We start from the raw sequence: 20,353 nt of genomic DNA on the forward strand, positions 1-20,353 counted from the left end.
TCATCACAGGAATGCTTAATTTGTCATCTCTCTGTGGTAGATTCCTCGCGCATTTATGGGAATGCGTAGTCACTTATTCTTTATTTCTCTCTTTTGGCAAAAGTATTCAGCGACATGAAAAAACACAGGAACGTTAACTTATTGTTGATGCTGGTGTTACTGGTGGCCGTCGGTCAGATGGCGCAAACCATCTACATTCCGGCGATCGCCGATATGGCAAAGGAACTTAACGTCCGCGAGGGCGCAGTACAGAGCGTAATGGCAGCTTATCTGCTGACCTATGGCGTTTCGCAGCTGTTCTATGGACCGCTGTCTGACCGCGTCGGGCGTCGCCCGGTGATTCTGGTGGGTATGTCCATTTTCATGGTGGCGACGGTGATTGCCATTACCACCCATAACCTGACCATATTGATTGCCGCCAGCGCCCTGCAGGGTGTCGGCACCGGCGTCGGTGGGGTGATGGCGCGAACCCTGCCACGCGATCTCTATCAGGGCACCCAGCTCCGCCATGCCAACAGTTTGTTAAATATGGGCATTCTGGTTAGCCCGCTGCTGGCGCCGCTGATTGGTGGCCTGCTCGATACGATGTGGTCCTGGCGTGCCTGCTACGCTTTCCTGCTGGTGCTGTGCGTAATTGTGACCTTCAGCATGGCGCGGTGGATGCCGGAAACCCGCCCAACGGACGCGCCACGCACCCGCCTTATCACCAGCTATAAAACGCTGTTCGGCAACGGCGCGTTTACCTGTTATCTGCTGATGCTGGTTGGTGGCCTGGCGGGTATTGCCGTGTTTGAAGCCTGCTCCGGCGTGCTGCTGGGTGCCGGGCTTGGCCTGAGCAGCATGGTGGTCAGTATCCTGTTTATTCTGCCCATCCCGGCCGCGTTCTTTGGTGCCTGGTTTGCCGGCCGTCAGAACAAGCGTTTCTCAACGCTGATGTGGCAGTCGGTGATCAGCTGCCTGCTGGCAGGTCTGATGATGTGGATCCCGGGGCTGTTTGGCGTGATGACCGTCTGGACGCTCCTGATCCCGGCAGCGCTGTTCTTCTTCGGCGCGGGGATGCTGTTCCCGCTCGCCACCAGCGGCGCAATGGAGCCGTTCCCGTTCCTCGCAGGCACGGCGGGCGCACTGGTGGGGGGACTGCAGAACATCGGTTCCGGCGCGCTGGCCTGGCTCTCGGCGATGATGCCGCAAACTGGCCAGGCTAGTCTGGGTTTGCTGATGACGCTGATGGGGCTGCTGATTTTACTGTGCTGGCTGCCGCTGGCGTCGCGTGTTCCCCATCACGAGCAGCCGGTTTAACCGCATGATGGCCCGGCTTCTCGCCGGGCTTTTCACAAACAGGCGCGATCATGGCCTGCAGCAGCGGCTCTGGCGCAGGACGCCAGGCGCCCTCTTCCCCGTCGTAAAACTGAATATCCGCGTTGATAGCGTAGGGAATTTTGGCCTTTTGCAGTTCGCAGGCCATAAACGAGGCAAACGCCATTTGCGATGCGGTGGGGGTGAAGTGAGTTGATTCACCCACGCCCCAGCCGCCCACCCAGCTGACGTGACCGGTTTTTTGCTGCCAGTGCAGCGCGGTCGCAATACGATTATGGATAGCCGCTTTCTCCGCCACCGTCCCGGACGTCCACGGATATTTACCGTTACTCTTTAGCGGACCCCACGGGAAAATGTGCCACTCCGCCAGCAGATAATTTTGGCTGTGCGCCGGGAGTTTCAGGCTGGAGAGGTCTTCTGGCGCAGCCCGCAGACGTGGCGCGATGAAGATCATGCGATTAGCATCAATTGCATGAATGTCTTTGACAGTTTTCTCGTAAACCCGGTTAAGCGACGCGGCGTTATGGTTGAGCTTGTCCGCCGGTTCATAAATCAGGTCAAAACCCAGCAGGGGATAGCTTTGGCCGAAGTAGTGCGCCACGGCAATCCACCAGTTAATCACCTCTTTTTCCGTCTCGGCTTTCGGGTCGTTTTTATATTCATCGGCCTGATAAGCGATAATCGGGATCACCCCGTATTGCTCGCAGGCTTCCACCAGCTTACGCAGATGAATCAGCCGCGCCTCCGTCGGTTCATCGGCCACGCGGATACGCACATGGCTGATACCCTTCGCACGAAAATCGCGAACCACCAGCGGATCGAACTCCCGAATGCCGCGCTCGGTGCGCGCCCAGTCTACGTCCATCCCCACGCCCAGCTTTTGCGCATAAAGCGCAGCCGTCAGCGGTGGCTCAGCGGCAATCACCCAGCCGGAAGAGAACAGTAACGCAGTGGCAATCAAAGGCTTTAACACGGTGTACCTTGCGAGAAATCAAAAGCATTACCTGTATTTAGCACGCTTTTTCACATTTGGTGTAGCGCCAAAGCGTAATAATTCTTCAGCCAGCCAGTTCTCTCAGCCAGCTAATAAAGGCATCTATTTTCGGCCACTGTCGTCCTGGCAGGGTCGACATGTAGTAATGCTGATGGCATTTAAGCGTTTTCTCCCCAAACGGTGCAATCAACTCACCGCGTTCGAGCCGCTTTTGTACCAGCCGTTTTCGCCCCATCGCGACCCCGACATGGTTCATTGCCGCGACAATCGCTAAATCAGAACGATCGAAGCCAATGCCCGATGATGATGGCATGTTCACTGCAAAATGTGCCGCCCAGCTGAGCCATTCGTCGGTACCGGAATCGTTGCTCCAGGCCTGGCGATCGTGCAGGAGCGTACAGTGGCTGAGGTGGGCGGGATTTTTCAGCAGGTCATGTTCCCGGGCATACGCCGGCGAGCAGACGGGTAAAATCGCCTCGTCCATCAGGAAGTGATGCGTCAAATTGGCTGGCGGCGTATCGTCGAAATAGAGCGCCAGATCGATACCGGTTCGCTGCATATTGACGTTTTCATTGCCGGTCAGGATGGTCAGCGAGATCGCGGGATAACGCCGGGTGAAATCTCCGAGCATAGGCACCAGCCAGCACTGGGCAATCGACGGGCGAGAGTAAACCGTCAACGTGCCGGACAGCGCCTGATTCTTGATATCCAGGATCTCCTGGTTCAACGTATCCAGCGACGATTTCAGCGTCCAGTAGACGCGTTTCCCCTCCTGCGTCAGCTCCACTTTACGGTGGGAGCGGACAAACAGCGCTATCCCTAACTCCTCTTCCAGCAGGTTGATACGGTGACTCACCGCACTGGGGCTGAGCGACAGCTCCTCCGCCGCCAGCGCGAAGGACTCGTGGCGGGCGGCCACTTCAAACGTATACATTTTTGACAGCTGCCAGCCGTTTAACAGCCGGTTTCGGCCTTCATTTGCGTCATTCATCGCACTTCTCACACAGACTTTTGCTGCTCAGAATACCGCTCAAAGTTGAATTTATGTGAACCAAATACGCATTAAGTGCGCTTTTTTGAGTCCAGTCACGCGTTTGATCCAATCTGGCTCATCTGAAAGGCAATTTATATCGTTTGTCAGCACCCGCTGATTTTTCGTCCAATACCCGTAAATAACATAAGGGTGAGGTGAGATATGGGTGCTCAGGTCTGGGTTGTGGCGACGCTGCTCATCAGCATCGCGTTAATCGTATTAACTATCGTAAAACTGAAGTTTCACCCGTTCCTGGCGCTGCTGCTGGCGAGCTTTTTTGTCGGTGCCATGATGGGAATGCGCCCGCTGGACATGGTGAATGCCATTGAAAGCGGTATTGGCGGCACGCTCGGCTTCCTGGCGGCGGTGATCGGGCTTGGCACCATCCTCGGCAAGATGATGGAAGTGTCCGGTGCGGCAGAACGCATTGGGATAGCGCTTCAGCGTTGCCGCTGGCTGTCAGCTGATGTCATCATGGTACTGGTGGGGCTTATCTGCGGCATTACGCTGTTTGTTGAAGTCGGCGTCGTCCTGCTTATCCCGCTGGCCTTCTCCATCGCCAAAAAGACCCATACCTCGCTGCTGAAGCTGGCCATTCCCCTCTGTACCGCGCTGATGGCGGTGCACTGCGTGGTTCCGCCGCACCCGGCGGCCCTGTTTGTCACGAATAAGCTGGGGGCGGACGTGGGGACGGTTATCGTCTACGGTCTGATGGTTGGCCTGCTGGCCTCGCTGGTTGGCGGCCCGCTGTTCCTGAAATTGCTGGGCGATCGCCTGCCCTTCAAAGCCGTCCCGGCTGAATTTTCTGACCTCAATGTTCGTGAAGAACATACGCTGCCCTCGCTGGGAGCCACGCTGTTTACCGTGCTGCTGCCCATTGGCCTGATGCTGGTGAAGACCCTCGCCGAGCTGAATATGGCAAGAGAAGGCACGCTGTATACGCTGCTGGAATTTATCGGTAACCCGATCACCGCCATGTTCATCGCCGTGTTCGTCGCCTATTACCTGCTGGGGCTGCGCCAGCATATGGGGATGGGTACGATGCTGACCCATACCGAGCATGGCTTTGGCGCCATCGCCAACATTCTGTTGATTATCGGCGCGGGCGGCGCGTTTAACGCCATCCTCAAAACCAGCGGCCTGGCCGATACCCTGGCGCACATTCTGTCGAACCTGAATATGCACCCGATCCTGCTCGCGTGGCTGGTGGCGCTGGTTCTGCACGCGGCGGTGGGGTCGGCAACGGTGGCGATGATGGGCGCAACTGCCATCGTCGCACCCATGCTGCCGCTCTATCCTAACGTCAGTCCGGAGATCATCACCATTGCCATCGGTTCCGGTGCCATTGGCTGCACGATCGTGACCGATTCCCTCTTCTGGCTGGTGAAGCAGTACTGCGGTGCCAGCCTGAACGAGACCCTGAAGTACTATACGACGGCGACGTTTATCGCCTCGGTACTTGCACTTGGCAGCACATTCCTGCTTTCTTTCATTATCTGAGCGCGAAGAGACGTACTATGGAAAACGCAACTATCAGCACCTTAACCGCACAGTTCCCTCTGATTGAGGATCTGATTGCCCTGAAAGAGACCACCTGGCTAAACCCACGCACCACCTCGCTTGCTGAAGGGTTGCCGTATGTCGGGCTGAGCAAAGCCGATGTGGACGACGCGCATGCACGCCTTAACCGCTTTGCGCCGTATCTGGCAAAAGCGTTCCCCGAAACGGCGGCCACGCAGGGGATTATCGAGTCCGAACTGGTGGCTATCCCGGCGATGCAGAAAAGGCTGGAGAACGAATCGGGGGTGGCCATTCCCGGCACGCTGCTGCTGAAAAAAGACAGTCATCTGCCTATCTCTGGCTCCATCAAAGCGCGCGGGGGCATCTATGAAGTGCTGACTCACGCCGAGAAACTGGCGCTGGAAGCAGGGTTGCTAAGCGTCGAAGACGATTACAGCATCCTGCTGGAACCGCGTTTTAAAACGTTCTTCAGCCAGTACAGTATCGCGGTGGGATCCACCGGCAACCTCGGGATGTCCATTGGCATCATGAGCGCGCGCATCGGCTTTCAGGTTACGGTGCACATGTCTGCCGATGCCCGTGAGTGGAAAAAAGCCAAACTGCGCAGCCACGGTGTGATCGTCGTGGAATATGAGCAGGATTACGGCGTGGCGGTGGAGCAAGGACGTAAGGCCGCGGAGAGCGATCCGAACTGTTTCTTTATCGACGATGAGAACTCCCGCACGCTGTTCCTCGGCTATGCGGTGGCAGGCGAGCGGCTAAAAGCGCAGTTTGCCGCACAGGGTCGCGTGGTGGATGCGGAACATCCGCTGTACGTCTATTTGCCCTGTGGCGTCGGTGGCGGTCCTGGCGGCGTGGCGTTTGGCCTGAAGCTGGCCTTTGGCGACAACGTACACTGTTTCTTCGCCGAGCCGACGCACTCCCCGTGCATGCTGCTGGGGGTCTACACCGGGCTGCATGATGCCATCGCCGTGCAGGATCTGGGTATCGACAACGTGACGGCCGCCGACGGGCTAGCGGTTGGACGCGCGTCTGGCTTTGTGGGCCGGGCGATGGAGCGGCTGCTTGACGGGTTCTATACCCTTTCCGATCAAAGCATGTACGACATGCTCGGCTGGCTGGCGCAGGAAGAAGGCATTCGCCTTGAGCCGTCGGCGCTGGCGGGCATGGCCGGGCCGCTGCGTGTTCCTGTCGCATCCGCGAACGCGACCCATCTGGTCTGGGCAACCGGCGGCGGAATGGTGCCGGAAGACGAGATGGCGAAGTACCTGGCTAAAGGGAAAAAATAAACTGCAGATGGGTGACCGCAAACAGCAGTGACAACGACAGCACCGCGAGGGCGATCAGGAACTTATCGCGCACCGCCTTCGGCTGTACAAAATCGTCCTGCGTCACATCCATTACGTTGCGACTGCGGGTATAGCGCCACAAAACGATCGCCACAAGCGCCAGCACGACCAGTGAGATCCAGAATGGCACGCCTGTGCGATGCCAGTTGTGCTTGATGGCGAGGGCAATCAGCGCGCCATACCCCAGTAACGTACGCAGCCAGGCCAGCGACGTCCGCTCCGGCTGCAGGCCGGGGTCGGCTTCGCGTCGCGCTTTGCGGTTATCCACCATACAACACCAGCACCATCACCACGCCCGCTACCGCCAGCAAAATCATGCTGATGATGAGTAACCCACGCGTATAGGGAAGATCCTGCTTAAGCCGCATCGCCTTTTCGTTACGCAGCCAGCGCAGGTAGCCGTATATGGCCAGCACGCCGGCAAACAGGCACAGCAGCAACGCCAGCACTTCGCGGATCAGCGGCGTGGCAAAATCAGGCGCGAGCTGGTCAAGCCCCACACCCGCGGCGAGAAAGCCCAACGCGGTGCGGATCCATGCGAGGAACGTACGCTCATTAGCCAGCGAGAAGCGGTAGTCAGGGGCTTCACCGAGGCGGGAAATTTTCATGAAGATTCCTTGTCTGCTACAGGCAGGTTCCAGCATAGCGTAAATCGACAAGGACAAGGAGACCGGCATCGGGCGATGCCGGTCAGGACGATTAATGCAGCGCTGGCCAGTACGCTTTGTTGGCCTCGATCAGGTCATCCAGAATCGCTTTCGCAACGGAGGCGCTCGGCACCGTTTTCGACAGCGTAATCGCCTGCCACAATTTCTGGTACGAGCGCTGCTCCCAGGCATCCACTACCAGTTTTTCCACCGCTACCTGTTGGCTCATCAACCCTTTCTGGAAGTGTGGAATATCGCCCACCGTTAACGGCTCCGGCCCGTTATGACCGACCAGGCACGGAATTTCTACCATCGCGTCGGCATCAAAGTTATGAATGGCACCGTTGTTGGGCACAATCAGCAGCATGCGCTCCTGAGTGTTGAAGGCAATCGCAGTCGCCAGATCGACGATGTACGACGCATGTTCGTCGATTTCCAGCTCCCCGGCGGACGATACACCGGCTTCGATAATCGCCCGGCAGGCGCTGAACACATGCTTCTCACGGTGATCCATCACCTCGTTAGCGCGCGTGCGTTCCGGATTGGAGTGCGCGACCACGTAGTCCGGGAACAGGTAGTATTTCAAATAGGTGTTTGGCATGGTGTCCGGATCCAGCGCCTGCACATCTTTTGCCTTCGCGAACGTGTCGTTCCAGCTGGCTTCGGTATGGGCATTGTCAGAGGGCGGCACATAGCCATTTTTCGCGACATATTCGCGCAGTTTCGGCATTAAATCATTGCCGTTTGCATCTTCAATGGATGTCCACCATCCGAAGTGGTTCAGTCCGTAGTAACGCACGCGCATCTCTTTACGGTCTTTAAGGCCGACTATCTGCGCCATACGCCCTTCTATGCCGATGGGCATATCGCAGATGTTGAGGATTTTGGCGTTGGGTCGCAGGCGACGGGTCGCTTCAGCCACGATGGCCGCCGGGTTCGAGTAGTTCAGCATCCACGCATTCGGGGAGTATTGTGTCATGTAATCGACCAGCTCCAGCACGCCGCCAATAGAGCGCATGCCGTAGGCGATCCCGCCGGGTCCGCAGGTCTCCTGACCCAGCACACCGTGACGCAGGGGGATTTTCTCGTCTTTTTCACGCATCGGGTATTTCCCCACGCGGATATGTGCCATCACAAAATCGACGTCGGTAAAGGCCGCGTCAGGATCGGTGGTGTAGCTAAACTCAATCTCCGGAGCCTGCTCTTTAAGGATGATCTTGCACGCCTCGGCGATGGTCTCCTGACGTGCGCCGTCGTTGTCATAGAATTTCAGCGCGCGCAGCGGAAAACGGTCGCGGTTGGCTAACAGCATCAGGACGATCCCCGGCGTGAAGGTACTGCCGCCGCCTGCAATGACAACTGAGAATTTTTTCATGATATAGCCTCTGTCAGGGTAGTTTGTTCGTTTGTTGAAGGGGTTTTCATCAGCGATTCAAGCTGGTCTCGCACCTGAGGGACGTGCAGTCCAACAATCACCTGAATGCCGTTGCCGCGTCGCACCACACCGTGTGCACCCAGGGCCTTAAAGACGTCGTCGCTTTGGGTTTGCGCCATGTCGACCAGCGCGATACGTAAGCGGGTGGCGCAGTTATTAATGCTTTCGATATTGGCCGCGCCGCCCAGCGCCTGCAGGAATCCGGCGGCTTGCCCAACCTGCTGGCTGGCGGCAGCCGGTGCGGTGGTTTGCCCGCGCGCCGCTTTATAATCCGCCTTGCTGTAAAGTTTGACTTCGCTCTCTTCACGGCCCGGGGTTTTAAGGTTCAGCCGTTCAATCAGCGTTTTGAAGACCACGAAATAGAGGCCGGTGAAGCAAAGACCGATACCCATCTGGGTGAATACCGTCGAGGCGTGGTTGTGGAACATGGGGATCCAGTTTTGCGGCAGAAACTGGTCCAGCAGTCCGCCGCCCATGTTGCCCACGACGCCGAAGATGTACATCACCGTCGCCATCGTGGCGGCCAGAACGGCGTGGACGGCAAACAGCAGCGGCGAAATGAACAGGAAGGTGAATTCCAGCGGCTCGGTAATGCCCACCAGCACGGCGGTCAGCGTGGCCGGGATCAGCAGGCCTGCCACTTTGACGCGGTTTTCCGGTGACGCGGTGTACCAGAGCGCCAGCGCAATCCCGACAGAGCCAAACACTTTGGCGTTGCCATGAAGCGCAAAACCGCCTTCCGGGAACAGGGTTTTCAGCGGCAGCGTGCTTTGGCTAAATTCCTGAAGATGCTGCGCCCAATAAACCAGGATGCCGCCCTCGACCGCTGCCGGGCCAAAGATAAACGGACCGTAGACAAAGTGGTGTAATCCGGTAGGGATCAGAATGCGTTCCAGGAAGGTATAAACCCACACCCCCAGCGCACCGGCAGAGCGTAAAAAGGCCTGCAGGGACTCAATGCCCAGCTGCACTTTCGGCCAGCCCAGCAGCGTCAGCCAGGCGCAGGGGATCATCACAAAGAACGCGAGGATAACGACAAACGAGGTGCCCTGAAAAATCCCCAGGAAAACAGGCAACTGCTTGTCGAAATAGCGGTTGTGGATGGCGGTGACAATCCCCGAAATCACAATCGCCCCAATGATGCTGGTATCGAGCGTTTTGATACCGGCAATCATGGCCAGTCCGCTGCCGGCAGTGGGCTCAGCGGCGAAGTCGACGCCAAAGAAATGACCCCATGTCATCCCCATCGCATTGATAAAGTAGTTCCAGGTCAGAAAACTGATTAGCACCGCCAGACAGGCACGTCCCTGCGCCTGCTTCGCCAGACCAATCGGTAAACCCACGGCAAAAATCAGCGGCATATTGCGAAACACCGCCCAGCCGCCCTCTTCAATGATGTGAACAATTTGCGCGAACAGATTATCGGGGGCGGTTAAGGCCTCGCCCACAAACAGCGGGTTGCGAAGCATGATGGCGATCCCGACCACGATCCCGGCAAAGGGAAATAACAACACCGGGGTAAACATGGCGCCGCCAAAACGTTGTATTTGACTGAGCATTTTTAAATCCTCACGTAACAACCTGTAGGGGGTAGAGGCCTTTATGATTTTTTGCTGGGCCTGAAGTGAGCATAAGAATTTACCCATGGGCGAACATGACGTGCCGCTGCGATTCGTGATCGCATTCATGGTTTTATTTTGACCAATCAGGTCTACTTTTCGTGCTTAATATGGACATGTCAGGACGCAAGCCACGCGTTAATACGGGCAGAGAGGTCTACTGGTGATCTACAAATCTATCGCTGACAGGTTGCGGCTGCGGCTAAATTCGTCGGACTACAATATCGGGAGTCCGCTGCCGGGTGAGAAAGCGCTGGCGCAGGAGTTTGGCGTGGCGCGGATGACCATTCGAAAGGCGCTGGATCTGCTGGTGAACTGGGGGCTGGTTGAACGCCGACACGGTAGCGGGACATTCGTGGCGCGTAAAGATGTCCACCACGAAACCACCAATCTGACCGGGCTGGTGGAGGTGCTGCGCCAGCAGGGAAAAGAGGTGCAGAGCAAGGTGCTACAGTTCGAAGTGATGCCCGCCCCGCCCGCTATCGCCAGCCAGCTCCGCATTCAGGTGGATGAGCGCATCTACTTCTCGCGCCGGGTGCGTTATGTCGACGGAAAACCCCTGATGCTGGAGGACAGCTTTATGCCCGTGAAGCTGTTCCGCACGCTTTCACTGGCACATCTGGAGGGGTCGAAGTTTGATTACATCGAGAAGGAGTGCGGAATAACCATCAGCGGCAACTACGAGAGCCTGACGCCGGTGCTGGCAGATAAACAGCTCGCCGGTTACCTGAACCTGCCGGAACAGACGCCGCTGCTGCGGATAACGTCTCTCTCCTACAGCGACAGCGGCGAATTTCTCAATTATTCCGTGATGTTCCGTAATACCCGTGATTACCAGGTGGACTACCATCTGCGGCGCATCCACCCGGAAGACCTGCTAACTCATCCCCCAGAACAGCACCGCCAGTAGCTGCGGGGTAATAATGCGCAGGAACATCACCAGCGGGTAGACCGTGGCGTATGACAGCGCCGCCGCGCCGCTGGTGGCGTGCAGGTTGTTGGCAAAGGCCAGTGCGGGTGGGTCAGTCATTGATCCGGCGAGCATGCCGCAGAGCGTCAGATAGTTCATTTTGGCGAACATCCGCGCCAGGATCCCCATCGTCAGGAGCGGAATCGCCGTGATAAATATCCCGTAGCCAACCCAGCTCATCCCCTCGCCCTTCACCAGGGTATCGATAAAATCGCCCCCGGATTTCAGGCCGACCACCGCCAGAAACAGCACAATTCCCAGCTCGCGCAGCGCCAGGTTGGCGCTTGGCGGCATAAACCAGTAGAGTTTACCGATACAGCCGATACGCCCGAGGATCAGTGCCATAATCAGCGGTCCACCCGCCAGGCCCAGCTTGAGCGCAACCGGAAAACCCGGGACATACAGCGGAATGGAGCCAAGCAGCACTCCCAGCCCGATACCGATAAAGACCGGCAACATCTGCACCTGCTGCAGTTTTTGCTGGGCGTTACCCACCATGTCCGCTACCGCATCAATGGATGACGGGCGCCCAACCAGGTTCAGGATATCGCCGAACTGCAGGCTGGCTTCCGGGCTGGCGACCAGTTCCACCCCAGCACGGTTAAGACGGGAGATCACGACGTCATAGCGCTCCTTAACCTGCAAATCGCGTATTTTCTTGCCAAGCACGTGCTCGTTGGTCACCACGACGCGCTCTACACGCATATCGGTGCCGCGCGTGGAGAGCGAGGTCTCCACCTCCTGACCAATCACCAGCCGCGCGTTGTTTAAATCCCCGGGCTGTCCGACCAGGTGCAGCAGGTCACCCTGCTGAATAATGGTCCCGGGCGCAGGTACCATCAGCATATCGTCACGTTTAAGGCGTGAGCAGATAATATTGGCGCTGTTCAGGATCGGCACATCCTGAATCGCCATATTGTTAAGGTTGGGGTTATCGACGCGAATGTTGATGGTTTTGATCGGCATATGACCGTTGGTGAGCGTGGTTTCGTGGTCTTTCGCCTCGTTTTCGACGTTAATGCGAAAGAGTACCCGCACCAGCCACATGGAGAGCAAAATGCCGCAAATCCCAAACGGATAGGCCATGGCGTAGCTCATCCCCATCTGGTCGACAATACCGGGAGAGATGCCAAGATCGCGCAGAATTTGCTGACCCGCACCCAGTGCAGGCGTATTGGTGACCGCCCCGGAGAAAATACCCAGCACCACCGGCAGCGGAATATCGAAGAGCTTATGCAGAATGGCGGTGACCAGCCCTCCCATCACCACAATGCCGAAGGCAAACAGGTTCAGCCGTAATCCGGAGACCCGAAGGGAAGCGAAAAAGCCAGGCCCCACCTGAATACCGATGGTGTAGACGAAGAGGATCAGACCGAATTCCTGGATGAAATGGAGCATTTCGGCGCTGAGCACCAGCCCAAGCTGGTCGGCAAAATGGCCGACAAAAATCCCGCCGAACAGCACCCCGCCTATCCCAAATCCGACGCCGCGGATTTTAACATTGCCAATCCACAGACCCACCACTGCGACCAGGGCCAACACGCTAACGGTTAACGCGATATCACTCATGATCCACTTCCTGTGCATAACCTTAGTTATGCTAAGGATTCTCTCAGAGCCGCACGCGGTTGTATGGGCGATGGCGCACAAAAAAGCCCTGCCGGGGCAGGGCTTTATCTTTTCATCCTCTCCCTGTGGGAGAGGCAACAACCCGCAGAGGGTTAACTGTTCAGCGCAGGACGCTCGCTAATGGCGATACGCTGCGGTGCAATGGCTTCCGGCACGTTGCGGGTCAGGTCGATATGCAGCAGCCCGTTGGTAAATGTCGCGCCGGACACTTCCATATGGTCAGCCAGAGTAAAGCTCAGGCTAAACGGCTGATTAACCAGGCCCTGGTGCAGCCATTTGGTCTCGGTTTCTTGTTTTTCCGGCGTACCTTTCACGGTCAGGCGCGTGCCTTCGAGCTGAATATCCAGATCGTCCTGGCGGAACCCGGCCAGCGCAAGGGTGATGCGATAGTGGTTGTCATCGCTTTTTTCGATGTTGTACGGCGGAAACGTCTGTTGCTCGGTGGTGCTTTGCAGGGCATTAGCCAGTTTGTCAAAACCAATCCACTGACGCAGCAGGGGGGATAAATCGTAGTTACGCATACTAAATCTCCTTCTGAGAAGCGAGTTCGGCACAGTTTATTTTTGTGCGCAGTTGTTCCTGCAAATCCTCATGGATTCACATATGCTCCCATTACGGCAAGCAATTCTGGGTGGGCCGCTCGCGCGACCCGCATAATCAGTTGATCTCGATACGGCGCGGTTTTTTCTCTTCCGGAATCACACGTTCCAGTTCGATAAACAGCAGGCCGTTGACCAGGTTCGCGCCTTTCACGTGAATGTTCTCGGCTAACTGGAACTTGCGTTCAAAGTTGCGCTCGGCGATACCCTGATAAAGGTAGGTGCGTTCTTTCTGCTCGGCCGTATGTGAACCTTTCACCACCAGCAGGTTGTCCTGCGCGGTGATCTCCAGTTCGTTCTCTGCAAAACCGGCGACGGCAATGGCGATGCGGTAGTGGTTTTCATCAACCAGTTCAACATTGTATGGAGGGTAGCCGTTGCTCTGGCTTTGGTTATTTTCTAAATGGTTAAACAGGCGGTCAAAACCAATTGCAGAACGGTATAGCGGGGAAAGATCGAAGTTACGCATAAATAAAAGCTCCTGAAATCAGCGAGAAATTGTAGCCTTCCACCATGGACAGGCCAGTGTGCCCCTGAACACCCCGCAGGCGTGTTCGTTATCGGGTCACATTCTTAAAATGGGTCTGGAACCGGTCTTTTCAAGCGCAGCGGGCGCACTTTTTTTTGCACTTTCGTGCATCTCGCTTAGACTGGGACAACAGCACAAAGGGTTAAATTGCGATGGCTGCCACAGTGCGGGGTTATCGGGCTATCCATTTTGAACGAGGCTCGCTATAACCCTGAGTTGCAGGTTTATGCAGTGCCATTAACGATGACTGAGTGATGATGAAAAATGTTCTGATAAAGCTGACGACGTTCAGCGGGGTTGTTTTACTTTGCGGGTGTTCGAGCGTGATGTCTCACACCGGCGGTAAAGAAGGAACATATCCGGGGACGCGTGCCAGCGCTGAGATGATCTCCGATGACGATACCAACTGGGGCACAAAATCCCTGGTCATCCTGGATATGCCGTTTACGGCTGTGGCCGATACGCTTTTGCTGCCGTGGGATATGTTCCGTAAGGACAGCTCCGTGCGCTCGCGGGTAGAGAAAAGCGAGCAGCAAAATCTGGCCACCAATTCCGTCATTCCACCCGCTTAACGCCAACGCGTTAACGCTGCCCGGTTTCCGTTAGCCAAAGCTGACGGAAACCTTCTGTCTCTTCCATCCATGCAATAAAACGCCCGTCCGGGGAAAACACGACCGCATCACCAGACGGTGGATTGCCGTGATCGGACGTCAAAAACGTCACCTCTCCGGTTTGCGCATCACAGCAGGCAATCCGCTCTTCCAGCACAAATCCCAGACAGTGACCGGCTGGGTGCCAGGTAAATGCCGACTGAATGTCACTTTCGTTATGCGTCAACTGGCGTGGTTCGCCGCCTTCTGGAGCGATAAGCCACAGCTGCACAATGCCCTTATCATCACGCATCAGAAACGCAATCTGCGTCCCCTGCGGGTTGCAGCGCACCCAGTGACGCGGCACGTTTACCAGCCCCGGGAATGCCCGCTGGTGGGTAAAGGTCAGCCGGCGCTGCATGACACCCGCCGGGGGCGCAGGCAGCGTCTCAGGAGTCCCCTGCAGCGGCGCATCGCCCGCGCGTTTCCATCCCTGCTCGTCGTTGGGCAGATCCACAATAAACAGTTCTGGCACTTTCTCGCCTGTCGCAGACACGGTATCGCCGATAAACGCCAGCCTGTCATTGCCCACCCAACCCTCTTCATAGGCTCGGTTGATCTCATCGCTGCCGGGCTGAGGTGCGGGCGTCGTGCGGCTCACCAGCACGCTCCAGAAGGTGCCGGAATATTCACGTGGATGCGTCCCTTGCGGCGTCACCGGGCCAAAAGGCGCTGCGACGCCGACGTTGCGTAAATCGAGCTTCGGGTCACGCTCATGCAATACATGGTCGTTGTAGGTAAAGCTCACGAACTGTCCGTCAGGGCTAAAAACGTGCACGTGGCTGCCGCCACGCAGCGCGCCTGCGGTATAAGGCGGCGTGATATCCATGGCATCCAGGTTACTCACCTGACCGTTGTGTACAACCACGCCCTGACGATGATGAAAATCGTAGTGCCAGTCTGCATCCGGGTTTTCCGGGCCGTGGATAAAGACATATTTGTCCTGCTGCGGATGAACGGTCACCACGCCAACATGCGCACCGTGACTGGCGCGATAGATCACCTCGACGTCACCCGTAATGACATTGACCCGCTCAATGGTTTCACCGGTGAACGATGCGCCGGATGGACGCACATCGTAGGCCAGCCACTGGCTGTCCGGCGTCCAGGTATTGATATTGGTAAGCTGGTGATGACGGGAGGCGAAGGTGATTTGTTTCATGGCGTTACCCTGATGCGCAGTTATCGCATCAGGGTAAAACATTGCGGGGAATTAGCCTACACGTTTGACGTCACCCACCAGCAGGATGTAGGAGAGCGCACCGAGCAAGGCCACCGCGGAGATATAGATCAGTGCCGGGCCAAAGCCATAGTCCTGAGCCAGATAACCGATGACCAGCGGAACCGTGATCCCCCCCAGTCCACCGACAAAGTTGAACACGCCCCCGGTCAGACCAATCAGGCGCATCGGGGCCAGCGAGGAGACCAGTGACCAGGTGATGGAGGCAAAACCGTTACCGAAGAACGCAATCGCCATCAGCGTCATAATCCAGACCGGATCGTTGGTGTAGTTTGCGCCCATGATGCAGGTGGAGATCAGCAACCCGCAGATAATAGGCGTTTTACGCGCGACACCCAGCGAGAACCCTTTTTTCACCAGCCTGTCCGCCAGCCAGCCGGAAAGCAGCACACCAAAGAAGGCCGCCAGGAACGGTACGGTGGTCATAAAGCCCGCCTTCAGCGCGGTGATGCCTTTTTCCTGGGTCAGATAGTTCGGGAACCAGGTCAGGAAGAACCACAGCGTGGAGGTCACCGCGAACTGCCCCAGATAAACCCCCACCAGCTTGCGGTGGAAAACCAGCTTCCAGTCGGCTTTGGTCAGCGGCTGACGCGCCTCTTTTTTCACCGGCGCATCGCCATCCACCAGGCCGCCACCGTCGCGGATATAGTCCAGTTCAGCTTTGCTGATACTTTTGGTGAGACGCGGCGGTTGATAGACCTTGAACCAGATCAACGACCAGATAATGCCGATCCCCCCGGTCACAATAAAGACCCAGTGCCAGCTCAGCAGTTCCTGGATCCAGATCAGCAGCGGCGTCAGGAACGCCAGGCCGACAAACTGCCCGGAGGTGTAGAATCCAACGGCCGAGGCGCGTTCATGCTCCGGGAACCAGCTGGTCACCATGCGGTTATTGGTCGGAAACGCCGGGGCTTCGAAAATCCCGGTGATCGCACGCAGGCCAATCAGCGACATCAGCCCGGTGGCAAAGCCCTGGAACAGGGTCGCCACCGACCAGCCGAAGATGGCAATGAAATAGGTCAGGCGCGAGCCGACGCGGTCAAGGAACCAGCCGCCGGGGATCTGGCACAGCGTATACAGCCAGGCAAACGCCGAAAAGACGTAGCCCATTTCCGCTTTGCTGATCCCAAACTCCTCCTGAATATGGGCTGAAGCCACGGCAAGGTTGGCGCGGTCAACGTAACAGATGACCACAGTAATAAAGATCATGACCAGCGTCAGGTAGCGCCGACGCCCGGTTTTTGCAGCAGTAACAGGAATATCCATCGCAATCTGTCTCCAGATTTTGGGCATAGCGAAGCCGCTCACCATGCCCTGTAATTTACAGAGGGTGTGTGTTTGTTATTGTTGAAATTACTTTTTAGTGGCGATGTGCTTTGGCTGAATTACCACTCAGCGACAGAGCCATCTTCATGACGCCATAACGGGTTGCGCCAGTCAGGCGCGTTTTTACTCAGCTCAATGACTTTGGCTTCGTCGATATCCACGCCAAGGCCCGGCTTCGTTAACGGTTTAAAGAAACCGCCTTCCATGCTGAAATCATCTTTGTTTTTCACAAAGTCGAGCAGTTCCGCGCCCTTGTTATAGTGAATGCCCATGCTCTGTTCCTGGAATACCGCGTTGCGCGAGACAAAGTCGACGTGCAGACAGGCTGCCAGTGCGATCGGCCCCAGCGGACAATGCGGTGCCAGCGCCACGTCGTAGGCTTCCGCCATCCCGGCGATTTTGTAGCATTCCGTGATGCCGCCGGCATGCGACAGATCCGGCTGCAATATCGCCAGGCCGCCAGCTTCCAGCACGCGTTTGAACTCGAAGCGCGAGAACATGCGCTCACCGGCGGCAATCGGGATATGCGTCTGTGCGGCCAGTTTCGGGTAGTACTCCGCCTGCTCGGCCAACACCGGCTCTTCGATAAACAGCGGACGGTACGGCTCCAGCTCTTTAATCAGCACTTTGGCCATCGGCGCGCTGACACGACCGTGGAAGTCCAGGCCAAACTCAATCTCGTTGCCGAACGCTTCACGGATCTGCGCCACGGTATTTACCGCGCGGTCTACCGCCCGTGCGTTGTCGATGACGCCCATCTCTTCGCAGCCGTTCAGTTTAAAGGTGTCAAAACCAATATTGCGCAACTGCCTGATACCGTCGATTACCTCCGCGGGACGGTCGCCGCCCACCCAGCTGTACGCTTTGATTTTGTCGCGCACCAGGCCGCCCATCAGCTGCCAGACCGGGGCATTCAGCACTTTGCCTTTGATGTCCCATAACGCCTGGTCGATACCGGCGATGGCGCTCATCAGAACCGGTCCGCCCCGGTAGAAACCCGCGCGGTACATCACCTGCCACAGGTCGTTGATGCGGGCAGGATCTTGTCCTGTCAGGTACTCGCCCAGCTCATGCACCGCCGCTTCCACGGTACGCGCACGCCCTTCAATGACCGGTTCGCCCCAGCCGACCACGCCTTCATCGGTTTCGATTTTCAGGAACAGCCAACGCGGCGGTAAACGGTACGTGGTGAGTTTGGTTATTTTCATTTCACTGCCTCTCGATACGCTTTCACAAATGCGGCCGCCTGCTGTGCGGTACGTTCGACGGATTGCCCGGCGCGATAGAGATCGCTGCCCAGACCCGCCCCGACACAACCTGCGTTGATCCACTGCGCCAGGTTTTCTGGCGTCACGCCCCCCACGGCAAAGACCGGTACGCTGGCGGGCAATACCGCTTTCAGCGCGCTGATATAGGCCGGACCAAAAGCCGATGACGGGAAAATTTTGAGCGACTGCGCGCCCGCATCGAGAGCCGCGAACGCTTCTGTTGCCGTTGCGCATCCCGGGCAGACGGTCATGCCGTAGCCCACTGCGCGGCGGATCACCTCAGGGTGAATATTCGGCGTCACAATCAGCCTGCAGCCCATCTGCGCAAGCTGGTCCACCTGCTCCGGTTGCAGAACGGTGCCAGCGCCAATCAGCGCCTTATCACCAAACGCGTCCACAACCGCCGGGATGCTCTTTTCCCACTCTGGGGAATTAAGCGGTATTTCCACGGCGTCAAAACCGGCGTCGATCGCTGCGCCTACGTGCGCTAAAACCTCGTCGGGCGTGACGCCGCGCAGGATAGCGATGAGGGGAAGATTAGTTTGCCACTGCATGAGCGATGCTCCTTATTCCTGCCTGAAATGCCGTGTCGCCCTCTACCGCCGCCACGTCCCGCCCGATGGCATTGAACGCCTGGCGGTAGCGAGAGGTCAGCGATGAACCCGCGACGAGGGTGATGGTCTGTTGCCCGGCGAACTGCTCGCTCAGGCTGGCGACTTCCGCGCCAATCAACAGGCCCGATAAAAATTCGCTGACCTGCGTACGGGGAAGCGTGCCCAGTACATGCGAAGCGCGAACTTCAAAAAGTTGCGGCAAAACGGCAGGGCTGGCGATACCCCGCTCCAGCCCGGCGGCAAAGGCCTCGGGCGAAGCGTCCTGCTCCGGCAACCCCGCGCCCACCAGCGAGTGCGTCAGCAGCAAGTGGTGCAGCTCACCGGTCATCACGGTGCGAAAATCGTGGATGTGCTCAGCGTCGGCCTGCACCCATTTACAGTGCGTGCCGGGCATGACGTAGACAGAAGAAGGAGAGAGCGTGCGCGCGCCAAGGAGCTGGGTCTCTTCGCCGCGCATCACATTGTGGTTATCGTTCCGGGAAACGCACAATCCTGGAATAATCCAGATATTGTCACCAACGGACGTTAACTGCTCGCCAATGGCAGCGAACGCGGCAGGTACGGGCAGATAAGGCGCGATCTTCCAGCCCACGTTACTGCCCACCATGCCCGCCATGACCACCGGCGTGGCGCCCTCGCGCCAGTTGTGTGTCACCTCTGCTAACACCGCCTCGGGGGATTTACCGTTCAGGCGCGTCACGCCTGCTTCTGATTGCCTGCTTTCCAGGCACTGCTCGCCCTGATACAGCCAGGCGCGCAGATTGGTCGATCCCCAGTCAATAGCGATGTAGCGAGATGTCATGTGATTTCCTTCAACCTTCGTGTCGAGCTGGCGATCATCGTGAGTGCCGCCTGCTCTGCCGCATCGCCGTCCTGATGCCGGATAGCATCGAACAGCGCTTTATGTTCCTGGAGCGTTTTTGGCATGTTGGCCTCATCGCCCATCCAGGTTCGTTCAAATACCGCGCGCTGTAGCGAGCTGATGGCAACGCTAAGCTGCTGTAATACCGGGTTATGAACCGACTGCAGCACCGCTTCGTGATAGCGGATGTCCGCTTCGTTGAACGCATCCCGGTTCTGGTTATTGGCAATCATGTCGTTCAGGGCGGACTCAATCTGAGCCAGGTCTCCTGACGTTGCACGTTCCGCAGCCCAACGGGCAATGGCCGGCTCTACCAGGTTTCGTACCTCACTCATCGCGCCAATCAGCCTTGGGTCGTAGTCGTTTTCCAGCACCCACTGCAGGACATCGGTGTCGAGGTAGTTCCACTGATTACGCGGGGCGACAAAGGCGCCGCGGTAGCGCTTCATTTCAATCAGCCGCTTTGCCATGAGCGAGCGAAACACTTCCCGAATGATGTTGCGCGAGGTTTCAAACTCCTCACACAGCTCTGCCTCAGCAGGCAGCGGTGAACCGGGAACGTACTTTCCACCCACGATCTGGGTGCCCAGCGTGATGACGATGCGATCGGTTTTATTGAGAGTCATGGAGAGTCCTTATGCTCTGTATGTTCAGGACTACTTTACCTCGACCGCTGAATTTCGCCTCACTTTTGCAGTACAAACGTGACGCCTTTCGTCATTACCGTGGCTGTAATGTAGTACAATCAATT

At 57.2% G+C, this 20,353-nt stretch carries 20 protein-coding genes and 1 other annotated feature; of the genes, 5 read left to right on the plus strand and 15 right to left on the minus strand.

From position 1 onward, the window contains the following. The first annotated feature begins 114 nt into the window (after positions 1 to 114). Positions 115 to 1,299 carry a multidrug efflux MFS transporter EmrD gene (emrD, locus tag AM410_RS06675; RefSeq protein ID WP_020882737.1) on the plus strand — a complete coding sequence of 395 codons (1,185 nt, stop codon included), beginning with the start codon at positions 115 to 117 and terminating at the stop codon, positions 1,297 to 1,299. On the opposite strand, the gene AM410_RS06680 is transcribed toward emrD, so the two are convergent. Together AM410_RS06680 and dsdC are read right to left on the minus strand one after the other, a co-directional pair. Next, entirely contained in the window at positions 1,202 to 2,290 is a 1,089-nt protein-coding gene (locus tag AM410_RS06680) for a cellulase family glycosylhydrolase (protein WP_073397503.1), read from the minus strand. The genes emrD and AM410_RS06680 overlap by 98 nt on opposite strands. 85 nt (positions 2,291 to 2,375) lie before the next feature. Beyond that, complete coding sequence (gene dsdC / locus AM410_RS06685) at positions 2,376 to 3,302, minus strand: DNA-binding transcriptional regulator DsdC (RefSeq protein WP_025206531.1); 927 nt, start codon at positions 3,300 to 3,302, stop codon at positions 2,376 to 2,378. Positions 3,303 to 3,506: 204 nt separating this feature from the next. On the opposite strand from dsdC, the gene dsdX reads away from it, so the two are divergent. Both dsdX and dsdA read left to right on the plus strand, forming a co-directional pair. Further along, positions 3,507 to 4,844 carry a D-serine transporter DsdX gene (dsdX, locus tag AM410_RS06690; protein ID WP_014167979.1) on the plus strand — a complete coding sequence of 446 codons (1,338 nt, stop codon included), beginning with the start codon at positions 3,507 to 3,509 and terminating at the stop codon, positions 4,842 to 4,844. A gap of 17 nt (positions 4,845 to 4,861) precedes the next feature. Beyond that, a complete protein-coding gene (gene dsdA, locus AM410_RS06695) occupies positions 4,862 to 6,154 on the plus strand; it encodes a D-serine ammonia-lyase (RefSeq protein ID WP_044867174.1) in 1,293 nt (430 codons plus the stop codon). On the opposite strand, the gene AM410_RS06700 is transcribed toward dsdA, so the two are convergent. The 4 genes from AM410_RS06700 to AM410_RS06715 all read right to left on the minus strand — a co-directional run bounded on the left by AM410_RS06700 (position 6,138) and on the right by AM410_RS06715 (position 9,855). Further along, positions 6,138 to 6,485, minus strand: a complete 348-nt coding sequence (locus AM410_RS06700; RefSeq protein WP_014167977.1) for a DUF202 domain-containing protein — start codon at positions 6,483 to 6,485, stop codon at positions 6,138 to 6,140. The two genes, dsdA and AM410_RS06700, sit on opposite strands and share 17 nt — an antisense overlap. Continuing rightward, entirely contained in the window at positions 6,475 to 6,822 is a 348-nt protein-coding gene (locus AM410_RS06705; RefSeq protein ID WP_020882741.1) for a YidH family protein, read from the minus strand. Before AM410_RS06705 ends, AM410_RS06700 begins: the two co-directional genes overlap by 11 nt. Before the next feature lie 91 nt (positions 6,823 to 6,913). Next, the gene (locus AM410_RS06710) at positions 6,914 to 8,236 is read right to left on the minus strand and encodes a 6-phospho-alpha-glucosidase (protein WP_108647663.1); all 1,323 of its coding nucleotides are present in this window, start codon (positions 8,234 to 8,236) and stop codon (positions 6,914 to 6,916) included. Further along, positions 8,233 to 9,855, minus strand: a complete 1,623-nt coding sequence (locus AM410_RS06715) for an alpha-glucoside-specific PTS transporter subunit IIBC (protein ID WP_073397501.1) — start codon at positions 9,853 to 9,855, stop codon at positions 8,233 to 8,235. The genes AM410_RS06710 and AM410_RS06715 overlap by 4 nt, the downstream gene beginning before the upstream one ends. Before the next feature lie 223 nt (positions 9,856 to 10,078). Between AM410_RS06715 and AM410_RS06720 the strand changes: the two genes are divergently transcribed. Continuing rightward, positions 10,079 to 10,825, plus strand: a complete 747-nt coding sequence (locus AM410_RS06720; RefSeq protein WP_047742691.1) for a GntR family transcriptional regulator — start codon at positions 10,079 to 10,081, stop codon at positions 10,823 to 10,825. Here AM410_RS06720 and AM410_RS06725 read toward each other — a convergent pair. The 3 genes from AM410_RS06725 to ibpA all read right to left on the minus strand — a co-directional run bounded on the left by AM410_RS06725 (position 10,793) and on the right by ibpA (position 13,582). After that, entirely contained in the window at positions 10,793 to 12,454 is a 1,662-nt protein-coding gene (locus AM410_RS06725) for a putative transporter (protein ID WP_020882744.1), read from the minus strand. The two genes, AM410_RS06720 and AM410_RS06725, sit on opposite strands and share 33 nt — an antisense overlap. 152 nt (positions 12,455 to 12,606) lie before the next feature. Beyond that, a complete protein-coding gene (gene ibpB, locus AM410_RS06730) occupies positions 12,607 to 13,035 on the minus strand; it encodes a small heat shock chaperone IbpB (protein ID WP_025202652.1) in 429 nt (142 codons plus the stop codon). 136 nt (positions 13,036 to 13,171) lie between these two features. Then, the gene (gene ibpA / locus AM410_RS06735; RefSeq protein WP_008500162.1) at positions 13,172 to 13,582 is read right to left on the minus strand and encodes a small heat shock chaperone IbpA; all 411 of its coding nucleotides are present in this window, start codon (positions 13,580 to 13,582) and stop codon (positions 13,172 to 13,174) included. Then, positions 13,576 to 13,648: a sequence feature (ROSE (Repression Of Heat Shock gene Expression) occurs in the 5'-region of heat shock genes and acts as an RNA thermometer to modulate expression.), on the minus strand. Its footprint overlaps the gene before it by 7 nt. A 248-nt stretch (positions 13,649 to 13,896) precedes the next feature. Between ibpA and AM410_RS06740 the strand changes: the two genes are divergently transcribed. Further along, positions 13,897 to 14,214, plus strand: a complete 318-nt coding sequence (locus tag AM410_RS06740) for a YceK/YidQ family lipoprotein (protein WP_025202651.1) — start codon at positions 13,897 to 13,899, stop codon at positions 14,212 to 14,214. Positions 14,215 to 14,224: 10 nt separating this feature from the next. On the opposite strand, the gene AM410_RS06745 is transcribed toward AM410_RS06740, so the two are convergent. The 6 genes from AM410_RS06745 to dgoR form a co-directional block, all read right to left on the minus strand. After that, a complete protein-coding gene (locus tag AM410_RS06745) occupies positions 14,225 to 15,454 on the minus strand; it encodes a DUF3748 domain-containing protein (RefSeq protein ID WP_073397608.1) in 1,230 nt (409 codons plus the stop codon). A gap of 51 nt (positions 15,455 to 15,505) precedes the next feature. Then, entirely contained in the window at positions 15,506 to 16,843 is a 1,338-nt protein-coding gene (locus tag AM410_RS06750; protein ID WP_080271857.1) for an MFS transporter, read from the minus strand. A gap of 74 nt (positions 16,844 to 16,917) precedes the next feature. Next, the gene (gene dgoD, locus AM410_RS06755) at positions 16,918 to 18,066 is read right to left on the minus strand and encodes a galactonate dehydratase (protein WP_014167964.1); all 1,149 of its coding nucleotides are present in this window, start codon (positions 18,064 to 18,066) and stop codon (positions 16,918 to 16,920) included. Continuing rightward, positions 18,063 to 18,680, minus strand: coding sequence for a 2-dehydro-3-deoxy-6-phosphogalactonate aldolase (locus tag AM410_RS06760; RefSeq protein ID WP_014167963.1), 618 nt, complete (start codon positions 18,678 to 18,680; stop codon positions 18,063 to 18,065). The genes dgoD and AM410_RS06760 overlap by 4 nt, the downstream gene beginning before the upstream one ends. Beyond that, positions 18,664 to 19,542, minus strand: coding sequence for a 2-dehydro-3-deoxygalactonokinase (locus tag AM410_RS06765; protein WP_073397497.1), 879 nt, complete (start codon positions 19,540 to 19,542; stop codon positions 18,664 to 18,666). Before AM410_RS06765 ends, AM410_RS06760 begins: the two co-directional genes overlap by 17 nt. Next, positions 19,539 to 20,228, minus strand: coding sequence for a D-galactonate utilization transcriptional regulator DgoR (dgoR, locus tag AM410_RS06770; protein ID WP_006177594.1), 690 nt, complete (start codon positions 20,226 to 20,228; stop codon positions 19,539 to 19,541). Before dgoR ends, AM410_RS06765 begins: the two co-directional genes overlap by 4 nt. Positions 20,229 to 20,353 lie beyond the last annotated feature (125 nt).

The organism is Enterobacter cloacae complex sp. FDA-CDC-AR_0164 (assembly GCF_003071645.1).
In the GTDB taxonomy this organism is placed as follows: domain Bacteria; phylum Pseudomonadota; class Gammaproteobacteria; order Enterobacterales; family Enterobacteriaceae; genus Enterobacter; species Enterobacter ludwigii.